This is a genomic window from Arthrobacter sp. H5 (assembly GCF_000520595.1).
In the GTDB taxonomy this organism is placed as follows: Bacteria; Actinomycetota; Actinomycetes; order Actinomycetales; family Micrococcaceae; genus Arthrobacter_D.
The window spans coordinates 27798-37958 of record NZ_KI915011.1 but is presented as its reverse complement, the minus strand read 5'-3'; the positions used below and the strand labels follow the sequence as shown (position 1 = coordinate 37958).

8 protein-coding genes and 1 pseudogene are annotated in these 10161 nt (G+C 61.8%); 8 read left to right on the top strand and 1 reads right to left on the bottom strand.

Features of this window, described 5'->3' with window-relative positions:
- Positions 1–293: 293 nt before the first annotated feature.
- From Y708_RS0116025 to serA, 4 genes are all read left to right on the top strand, one after another.
- Positions 294–2186 (top strand): acetolactate synthase large subunit, encoded by a 1893-nt coding sequence (locus Y708_RS0116025; protein WP_028280705.1) that lies wholly within the window; start codon positions 294–296, stop codon positions 2184–2186.
- A 2-nt stretch (positions 2187–2188) separates the two neighbouring features.
- Complete coding sequence (ilvN, locus tag Y708_RS0116020) at positions 2189–2701, top strand: acetolactate synthase small subunit (protein WP_028280704.1); 513 nt, start codon at positions 2189–2191, stop codon at positions 2699–2701.
- Between the two features lie 110 nt (positions 2702–2811).
- Entirely contained in the window at positions 2812–3837 is a 1026-nt protein-coding gene (gene ilvC / locus Y708_RS0116015; RefSeq protein ID WP_028280703.1) for a ketol-acid reductoisomerase, read from the top strand.
- Between the two features lie 246 nt (positions 3838–4083).
- Complete coding sequence (gene serA / locus Y708_RS0116010) at positions 4084–5673, top strand: phosphoglycerate dehydrogenase (protein ID WP_028280702.1); 1590 nt, start codon at positions 4084–4086, stop codon at positions 5671–5673.
- 38 nt (positions 5674–5711) lie between these two features.
- Here the strand turns inward: serA and lepB are convergent, their stop codons facing one another.
- Positions 5712–6224 carry a signal peptidase I gene (gene lepB / locus Y708_RS25695; RefSeq protein WP_081746887.1) on the bottom strand — a complete coding sequence of 171 codons (513 nt, stop codon included), beginning with the start codon at positions 6222–6224 and terminating at the stop codon, positions 5712–5714.
- 139 nt (positions 6225–6363) lie between these two features.
- Between lepB and Y708_RS31170 the strand changes: the two genes are divergently transcribed.
- From Y708_RS31170 to Y708_RS31155, 4 genes and pseudogenes are all read left to right on the top strand, one after another.
- The gene (locus tag Y708_RS31170; RefSeq protein ID WP_028280701.1) at positions 6364–7092 is read left to right on the top strand and encodes a peroxidase family protein; all 729 of its coding nucleotides are present in this window, start codon (positions 6364–6366) and stop codon (positions 7090–7092) included.
- Entirely contained in the window at positions 7089–7685 is a 597-nt protein-coding gene (locus Y708_RS31165) for a hypothetical protein (protein WP_028280700.1), read from the top strand. Before Y708_RS31170 ends, Y708_RS31165 begins: the two co-directional genes overlap by 4 nt.
- On the top strand, positions 7612–9498 hold the full coding sequence (locus Y708_RS31160) for a peroxidase family protein (protein WP_253905848.1): 1887 nt from the start codon (positions 7612–7614) through the stop codon (positions 9496–9498). Before Y708_RS31165 ends, Y708_RS31160 begins: the two co-directional genes overlap by 74 nt.
- Before the next feature lie 54 nt (positions 9499–9552).
- Positions 9553–10161, top strand: a pseudogene (locus Y708_RS31155) (heme peroxidase); the annotation flags it as partial.

Here is a 10161-nt window from a genome sequence, read left to right as displayed (position 1 = left end):
CCGTCGTCGTACCAGTTAGCGGCCACTAACTGAACCCTGGTCCACATAGTGAGACGCGAGGGGGTCCGGTTGACACCCCGGACACGGTGCGTGGAAACTACAGATATGCAGTCCGTATCCGTAGTCCTTATTACCAAGCGCGTGGCCTAAAGCCCGACTGGTAAGACTACGTCACGCGCAACCCCTCGCAGAGCCCACCAGGCTGAGGGGTTTTTTTGTTCCCACCGAACAGAACAGCGCAGAACACATCGCAGCCAACGTGCTGCGGAAGGATACACAAAGGAAGTTCAAAGATGTCCAAGGGATCGCCCATCAGCCCCTCGCTGATGGCAGCCAAGCCAGCCGCTCCGGTGGCCCCCGCGCACACTCAGGGCAGGGATGCGGCCGCCGCAGCCACGCCCAGCGCAGTCCAGGGCCCCAACAAGGTAGTTCCGCCCACTGAGATGCTCGGGTCGGCGGCCATCGTCCGCTCCCTCGAGGAGCTCGGAGTCGATGACATCTTCGGACTACCCGGTGGAGCAATTCTTCCCACCTACGATCCCTTGATGGCTTCGACCAGACTGCGCCACATCCTGGTGCGCCACGAGCAGGGTGCCGGACATGCGGCGCAGGGCTATGCCATGGTCACCGGCCGGGCCGGAGTGTGTATTGCGACGTCCGGACCGGGGGCAACGAACCTCGTCACCGCTATCGCGGATGCGCATATGGACTCCGTTCCCATGGTCGCGATCACCGGCCAGGTGGCCAGTGCCGTCATTGGTTCGGATGCGTTCCAGGAAGCCGACATTGTGGGCATCACCATGCCGATCACCAAGCATTCGTATTTGGTGACCAAGGCAGCGGACATCCCCAGGGTGCTTGCGGAGGCGTTCCACATCGCGACCACGGGCCGGCCCGGCCCTGTTCTTGTGGACATCGCGAAGGATGCCCAGCAGAGCAAGATGATGTTCTCGTGGCCTCCCAAAATTGATCTTCCCGGCTACCGTACGGTGGTGCGCGGACATTCGAAGCAGGTCCGCGAAGCCGCCCGGCTGATCGGAGCAGCCCAGCGCCCGGTGTTCTACGTGGGTGGAGGCGTGGTCAAGGCCCACGCGGCGAAGGAACTCCGGGAGCTCGCAGAGCTGGTTGGAGCACCGGTGGTGACCACACTGATGGCCCGCGGCGTTTTCCCTGATTCCCACGACCTGCATGTGGGGATGCCGGGAATGCACGGAGCGGTTTCCGCCGTGACCGCGCTGCAGCAGTCGGACCTGTTGATCACCCTGGGCGCCCGGTTTGATGACCGCGTGACCGGGGTACTGTCCACCTTTGCCCCGGGCGCAAAGGTCATTCATGCCGATATCGACCCGGCGGAGATCTCCAAGAACCGCACCGCGGACGTGCCGATCGTGGGTTCGGTCAAGGAAATCATCCCCGAGTTGACCTCCGCCCTGCGCGAGCAGTTCAGCTCGGCTGGCGCACCTGAATACACCGCGTGGTGGAGCGTCCTCAACCGGCTACGGGAAACCTATCCGATTGGATTCACCCAACCAGAGGACGGCCTGTCGGCACCCCAGCACGTCATCAAGCGCATCGGTGAAATGACAGGGCCCGAAGGCGTCTACGCGGCCGGAGTGGGCCAGCACCAGATGTGGGCGGCACAGTTCATCAAGTATGAGCGGCCGCACGCCTGGCTGAACTCCGGCGGCCTCGGCACCATGGGTTACGCCGTGCCGGCGGCCATGGGAGCCAAAGTGGGCAACCCGGACCGCGTGGTCTGGGCCATCGATGGTGACGGCTGCTTCCAGATGACCAATCAGGAACTGGCAACCTGCGTTATCAACAACATCCCGATCAAAGTCGCGGTAATTAACAACTCCTCCCTGGGCATGGTCCGCCAGTGGCAGACCCTGTTCTACGAGGGCAGGTACTCCCATACGGATCTGAACACCGGACACAACACGGTTCGGGTGCCGGACTTCGTGAAGCTCGCGGACGCCTATGGCTGTGCCGGGCTGCGCTGTGAGCGGGACGAAGACATTGATGCCACAATCCAGCAGGCGCTCGACATCAATGACCGTCCCGTTGTGGTGGACTTCGTGGTGAGCCGCGACTCCATGGTGTGGCCCATGGTCCCCTCGGGCGTGAGCAACGATCTGATCCAAATCGCCCGAAATATGACCCCGGAATGGGAGCAGGAGGACTGACCATGGCCCGTCATACGCTTTCCGTACTTGTCGAAGATGTTCCGGGTGTGTTGACCCGTGTGGCCAGCCTGTTTGCCAGGCGCGCATTCAACATCAATTCTTTGGCCGTCGGCCCCACTGAAATCCGCGGCATGTCCCGGATTACCGTGGTGGTTGAGGCCGAGGGTGACCTGCTGGAACAGGTCACCAAACAATTGAACAAGCTCATCAACGTCATCAAGATTGTTGAGCTTGTTCCTGAATCCTCCGTGCAGCGGGACCATATCCTGGTCAAGGTCCGTGCGGATGCCGCAACCCGGCTGCAGGTAACCCAGGCAGCGGACCTGTTCCGTGCCTCCGTGGTAGACGTGTCCACCGACTCGTTGATCATTGAGGCAACCGGCACTGCCGAAAAACTCTCAGCACTGTTATCGGTGCTGGAACCGTTCGGTGTCCGCGAAATAGTTCAGTCCGGAACGCTGGCCATTGGCCGGGGCGCCAAGTCCATGAGCGACAGAGCCCTGCGCAGCGCTTAATAATGTCCCGGTGATCGACCAAGACCCTGTGTCTCCACGCGGGCCTGGCGGCCCTTGGCCGACCACCTGATCCCGATCCCAAATGCAAGAATCAAACAGGAGATAAAAAAGTGACCGAGTTGTTCTACGACGACGATGCAGATCTTTCCATCATCCAGGGCCGCACCGTGGCAGTTATCGGGTACGGCAGCCAGGGGCACGCGCACGCGCTGAGCCTCCGCGACTCCGGCGTCGACGTCCGCGTTGGCCTGAAGGAGGGCTCCACATCCCGTGCAAAGGCCGAAGCCGAGGGACTGCGGGTGCTCAGTGTTGCCGAGGCGGTTGCCGAGGCGGACCTCATCATGGTTCTGACACCGGACCAGGTGCAGCGCCACGTCTACGCTGACGACATCGCGCCGAACCTGCAGCCGGGCGACGCCTTGTTCTTTGGTCACGGCTTCAACATCCGCTACGGATACATCAAGCCGCCGGCCGACGTCGACGTTGCACTCGTGGCACCCAAGGGACCGGGCCACATTGTGCGCCGGGAGTTCGAAGCCGGGCGCGGCGTACCCGACTTGATTGCCGTTGAGCAGAACCCGTCCGGCAAGGCCAAGGAACTGGCCCTCTCCTACGCGAAGGCCATTGGCGGAACGCGTGCAGGCGTTATTGAGACCACGTTTACCGAGGAGACGGAAACGGACCTCTTCGGCGAGCAGGCAGTGCTCTGCGGCGGAGCTTCACAGCTGATCCAGTATGGCTTCGAGACGCTGACCGAAGCCGGCTACAAGCCGGAGGTCGCCTACTTCGAGGTGCTGCACGAACTCAAGCTCATTGTTGACCTCATGGTTGAAGGCGGCATTGCCAAGCAGCGCTGGAGCGTGTCCGACACGGCGGAGTACGGCGACTACGTCTCCGGCCCCCGCGTCATCGATCCCTCCGTCAAGGAGAACATGAAAGCGGTGTTGGCCGATATCCAGAACGGTGCCTTTGCCAAGCGATTCATCGACGATCAGGACAACGGCGGCGCTGAGTTTGCCGAGCTTCGCAAGAAGGGTGAGGACCACCCGATCGAGGCGACCGGACGCGAACTCCGCAAGCTGTTCTCCTGGATCAAGACGAATGACGATTACACCGAGGGATCCGTCGCGCGCTAAGGACGGTTCGCCGGTCTCCACGCGTTCGCTGGCGCTCCTTTAGACCGACCACCGATTCCGGTGAATGCTCTCTTAGACCACGGATTCCGGTGATCGACCGAGGGCCGCCAGGCGCGCGCGGAGATGGGACACCCGCGCAATGAGGCCGGGCTCACACCGCTTGCCGCGGTAATAAAGTGAGCCTGGCCTTTGCGCACAATTACACTTGCCTCATCCCTACACCGCACTGCAGCTAAGGATCACCCTGTGGAAAAACCCGTAGTTCTCCTTGCCGAAGAACTCTCGCCTGCCACCGTCGAAGCGCTCGGTCCCGACTTTGAAATACGTCACACCGATGGCGCAGACCGTGCCCAGCTGCTCGCAGCGATTGCAGACGTTGACGCGATCCTCGTACGTTCCGCTACCCAGGTCGATGCCGAGGCGATCGCCGCTGCGCCACGGCTGAAGATCATCGCGCGTGCCGGCGTCGGGCTCGATAACGTTGACATCAAGGCGGCCACACAGGCAGGGGTGATGGTGGTCAACGCGCCGACGTCAAACATCATCTCCGCTGCTGAACTGACAGTCGGCCACATTTTGAGCCTTGCACGGCACATTCCGCAGGCTAGCGGCGCGCTCAAGGACGGGGAGTGGAAGCGTTCCAAGTTCTCGGGTATTGAGCTGTATGAGAAAAAGATCGGCATCATCGGCTTGGGCAGGATCGGCGCCTTGGTTGCCGCACGCCTGCAGGGATTCGACACTGAAATCCTCGCCTATGACCCGTATATCACGTCTGCACGTGCGGCCCAGCTTGGCGTGCAGCTGGTGACCCTCGATGAGCTTCTGGAGCAGTCCGACTTCGTCACCATCCACATGCCCAAGACCCCCGAAACCGTGGGAATGCTGGGGGAGGCCGCCTTCAGGAAGATGAAGAGCTCCGCCTACGTGGTCAACGTAGCGCGTGGTGGCCTGGTGGATGAGGACGCGCTCTTCACGGCGCTGCAGGAAAAGCAGATTGCCGGCGCCGGCGTTGACGTCTTCGTCAAGGAGCCCAGCACTGATCTTCCGTTCTTCGAACTGGACAATGTGGTGGTCACACCACACCTTGGAGCCTCCACTGATGAGGCCCAGGAGAAGGCAGGAGTGTCAGTCGCGAAATCGGTCCGCCTCGCCCTGGCCGGCGAATTGGTGCCCGACGCCGTCAACGTGGCCGGCGGCGTGATCGCCCCTGAGGTGCGTCCCGGTATTCCGTTGATCGAAAAACTTGGCAGAATCTTCACCGCGCTCACGCACGATTCGCTGACGCAGATCGAGGTTGAGGTGGCCGGCGAGATTGCATCCCTGGATGTGAAGGCACTGGAGCTCGCCGCGTTGAAGGGCGTGTTTACCGACGTGGTCTCCGAGCAGGTGTCCTACGTGAACGCTCCCGTACTCGCTGAGCAGCGTGGTATCAACACCCGCTTGGTCACTACCCCGGATTCGGCGGAGTACCGAAATGTCCTCACGATCCGCGGCGCGTTGTCGGACGGATCGCAGATTTCGGTGGCGGGAACACTGACCGGACCCAAGCAGATCCAGAAGCTCGTCGGAGTGAACGGGTATGACCTGGAGATCCCGATCAGCGAGCATCTCCTGGTAATCCTCTATCAGGACCGGCCGGGTGTCATCGGCACCCTTGGCCGTGTACTGGGCGAGTGCGACATCAATATTGCGGGAATGCAGGTTGCGCGGAACAAGGAAGGCGGGCAGGCCCTGTCCCTCCTGGCCGTCGACAGCTCCGTGCCGCAGGACGTTCTTGAATCACTCAAGGAAGCCATTGGCGCTACGGTGGCACGCGAGGTCGATCTGCAGGACTGAGGCTGCCCGCTGGCGCGGATGACCGGGAGCGACTGGGACTACCGCATGGGCCAGATAACGACGGCGGTTATGTCCTCACTCGGAACGGCGCCGAATTCGCGGGAGTCGACTGAGACGTCGCGGTTGTCGCCCATGAGGAACACCTGGCCCTCGGGCACCGTGACGGGTCCAAAATAGGTGCCGTCGATGCGGCTGTGATCCACAAACGGCTCCGGTATCAGGGCGCCGTCCACATAGAGCAGGGCATCCTTGATGGCGATGCTTTGCCCACCAACCGCCACAATCCTCTTGATCATCAGTTTTGAGTCCACGGGATTATTGAACGCGACCAGTGCACCTGGAGCGTCCGATCCCTGCTTGAACAGGAGCACCGTGCTGCCTTCGCCCACCGTCGGCTCCATGCTGTCTGATGCAACCCGCAAAGGCTCCACAACAAACATCCGCAGACCAGCGGTCAGGAGCAGGACGGCAATCACAACGGCGATGTAGCGGCGCCGCTGCGTTGAAGCCCTATTGCCTGCCGGGCCCGAGTCGCGCCGCAGCAATGTCATGGTCGTCTCCCTGATTGAACTCTTCGATGATGCGCCGCCCGGCTTGGGGAAACCATGAGCTCCACAAGGATTCACAACGGACGTGCCACATTCTGGACAGGATCCGGCTGGGGCAGGCCGGCACATCTGGGGAGGAATCATGGGTTCTGCAGGGTCGCACAGTTTTGCGCGAAACGAGCCGCTGCGGCAGGCAGGAAGGGGCCGGGGCCCCAGGGTCAGGCGCCTGGTTTCCGGGTTCACCGCGCTGGTGATGCTCGCAGGTTTAGGCCTGCCGCTAGTATCAGCGCCGGCACAGGCAGCCCCCGTTGGGCAGGGTTTCCGTGTTACTACCTCCGATCTGGCGTTCATTCTGAAACAGATCAGGATCGCGGAGGCACATGTTCGCAATACAACGTCTGAAACCGGTCCCTGCGGGGCATTGCTGGGAAATGGCCCGGATCAGGTTCCCGGACCGCTGGTTTCCTACGGGCTGCGCACAGTGGACGGCTCCTGCAACAATCTGCAGGAGGGCCGGGAGGACTACGCGGCTTCGAACCAGTTGTTCCCGCGGCTCACCACTGCCGAGTACCAGGACGGCGAAGATGGAGCGACCATCCGCCAGCCTGGTCCCACAACGTACAACGGCACGGGGAACGTTGTGGATTCCGAACCCCGTGTCATCAGCAACCTGATTGTGGATCAGACGTCATCCAACCCGGCGGCTGTCTCCGCGGCACAGTACCCGGTAAGGACGCAGGGGAACAAAGGGGTTGTGCCCTGCGACGATGAGGGACTGCCCGAGGGCTGTGTGCCCGACGGCGAAACACGGTTCATCCCAACGTCACCACCGACGTTGGCCTGTCCCCTCCGTACAACTCACTGTTTATGATCTTCGGCCAGTTCTTTGACCATGGACTGGATCTGGTGAACAAGTCGGGAAGCTCGGTCTTCATTCCGCTGAAGGCTGACGATCCCCTGATCCCCGGACCGGACGGAGTATCAGGAACCAGCGACGATCTGCCGGCACGGATGCGGTTTATGGTGCTGACCCGGGCAACCAACCAGGCAGGGCCGGGGCCAAACGGGATCCTGGGTGATGCCGATGACACCCGGGAGGCCATTAACCGATCCGGTCCTCTGGTGGATCAGTCCCAGACGTACAGTTCGGATCCATCCCATCAGGTCTTCCTCCGTGAGTACGCAAGGAATTCCGGAGCTCGTCCGGTTTCCACGGGGAAGCTGCTGACCTCCGCGGACGGCGGAATGGGCACGTGGGCCATGCTCAAAGCCCAGGCCGCCACGACCCTCGGGATGAAGCTGGCTGATCAGGATGTCTTGAGCGTCCCGATGATTGCCATGGATCCTTACGGCCGCTTTGTTCCGGGTCCGGCGCGGGCTGCCGCAGTACGTGACATCCTCGGGAATGGTGGAGGGCAACACCTCCAGGCCGGTGCCCGTGCCCGCCGATGCCCTCCGCGTTAACGAGGCCTTCCTCGACGACATTGCCCATGGCGCCGTGCCCTCCGGAACCCTGACTGCGGACACGGACACGATCATCAATCCGCCGGGTGCACCGGGAACCACTTACGACGACGAAATGTTGGGCTCCCACTTTGTGGCCGGCGACGGGCGTCTCAACGAGAACATCGCCCTCACGATGATCCACCAGGTTTTCCACTCGGAGCACAACCGCCTGGTCGACGACATCAGGGCTACCCTCACGGCCGACACATCCTCCCGCGGCGCGGCGGCTCTTGCGGAGTGGAAGAGCGCCGCCGGGGCGGGAGGTTGGAATGGCGAAAGACTTTTCCAGGCAGCGCGGTTTGTTGCTGAAATGGAGTACCAGCACATGGCTTTCGAGGAATTTGCCCGGAAGGTCCAGCCGCTCATCGAACCGTTTTCCACTTATCATGACAATGTGAACCCAGCCATCACCGCTGAGTTTGCACACGCGGTGTACAGGTTTGGCCATTCGATGCTCACCGATACCGTGTCGCGGACCAACGCGGATGGGCCGGCGAACGACGTTCCGCTGTTGGATGCCTTCCTCAGCCCGCAGGCCTATTATGACGGCGGCACGGCGGGAAAGCTGTCGTCAAAGGAGGCAGCAGGCGCCATAGCGATGGGAATGTCCGACCAGGTGGGCAACGAACTGGACGAGTTTGTCACCGATACCCTGCGGAATAACCTGCTGGGCCTGCCCCTGGACCTCGGCGCCATCAACATGGCACGGGCCCGGGAAACGGGTATCCCCTCCCTCAACCACCTGCGCAGGGAGATCCACAACCAGACCAATGACGGGCAGCTGAAGCCTTACACCAGCTGGATAGACTTCGGACTCAACCTGAAGCATCCAGACTCTCTCACCAACTTTGTTGCCGCCTACGGTCAGCACCCAACGATTACCGGCGCAGCAACGCTGGCTGACAAAAGGGCTGCGGCAACCATGCTGGTCAACCCGCCAATTGATGCCGCGGAGGGTGACATCCCTGCCGACGCGCTGGACTTCATGGGTGGACAGGGCGCATGGAGCAATAAGGAAACAGGGCTGAACCGCATTGACCTGTGGGTGGGCGGCCTTGCCGAGCGCACCAACCTCTTCGGAGGTCTTCTTGGTTCCACCTTCAACTATGTTTTCGAACAGCAGATGCTGGACCTGCAGAATGGAGACCGCTTCTACTACCTCGTCCGCACCCCCGGAATGAACCTGCTCTCCCAGTTGGAGGGCAACTCCTTCGCAGAGATGATTATGCGCAACACCAATGCGCACAGTCTCAAGGCGGACGTATTTGGCACGTCGGACTGCAAGTTCGAACTGGGAAGGCTCCAGCTCAGCGGAACAACCGTCCTGGATGACCCGCTGTCCGAGTGCAATGAGGAAGCACTTCTCATCCGCATGCCGGACGGCACCATCCGTTACCGCACCAACAACTCCGTTGACCCTCCGGGAATCAATGGTCAAAGCGTCTACAACGGTACCGCCGCAGCTGACCGCATCTGGGGCGGAGTGGACAATGACACATTCCTTGGCAACCGGGGCAATGACGTCATTGAAGGCAACGACGGCGGCGACACCGCCCTGGGCGGAGAAGGTAACGACATCATCACCGACTCGGCAGGCGACGACGTTTTGAAGGGCGGTCCCGGCAATGATGCACTGGATGCCGGTCCGGGCCTTGACCTGGTGCTTGGCGGAGATGGCCAGGACTTCATCAACGGCGGCGCAAACACCAATGAGACCTTTGGCGGGGAAGGGAATGACTTCCTGATTGCGGGCGGCGGCAACGATCTTTAACGCGGTGATGCGGGCGACGACTGGCTGCAGGGCGGCGACGGCGCGGATCTGCTGATGGGCGACAGCGGCGCTCCATTCTTTGATGATTCCAATGATCCCAATGATCCCGGTCATGACGTACTCATTGGCCAGAACGGTGACGATGACTACGATGCGGAAGGTGGGGACGACATCATGCTCGCCGATCCCGGTATTGAGCGGAATGCCGGCGCCGCAGGATTCGACTGGTCCAGCCATCAACTCGATGGGCTGCCGGCCGACGCGGACCTGAGCCGCATCCTGCTTGGAGTGCCGCTCCCCGTCGATGTGCTGAGGGACCGGTACGCGGAAGTGGAGGGGCTCTCCGGCGCTGCACGGAACGATGTACTGCGCGGCGATGACCTGATTCCGCGTCTTGCAGAGGGCGAAGGCTTCTCCGGCAGAAACTGGCTGGATGCTGAAGGTGTCAACCGGATCACTGGACTTGACGGGCTGCTCCCTGCCGGGGCCACGGACGGTGACAGCGTGTGGGGTGAGGGCAACATCATCCTGGGCGGAGGCGGCAGCGACACCTTGGAAGGTCGTGGAGGGGATGACATCCTCGACGGCGACAAGTATCTGTCCGTCCGGTTGAGCGTGAGGACCAACCCGGCTGACCCTGCAACAGAAACAGGCACGGCGGCG

Coding starts and splice junctions, on each gene's coding strand:
- Y708_RS0116025 (WP_028280705.1), top strand. CDS start 294: ATGTCCAAGGGATCGCCCATCAGCCCCTCGCTGATGGCAGCCAAGCCA.
- ilvN (WP_028280704.1), top strand. CDS start 2,189: ATGGCCCGTCATACGCTTTCCGTACTTGTCGAAGATGTTCCGGGTGTG.
- lepB (WP_081746887.1), bottom strand. CDS start 6,224: ATGACATTGCTGCGGCGCGACTCGGGCCCGGCAGGCAATAGGGCTTCA.
- Y708_RS31170 (WP_028280701.1), top strand. CDS start 6,364: ATGGGTTCTGCAGGGTCGCACAGTTTTGCGCGAAACGAGCCGCTGCGG.
- Y708_RS31165 (WP_028280700.1), top strand. CDS start 7,089: ATGATCTTCGGCCAGTTCTTTGACCATGGACTGGATCTGGTGAACAAG.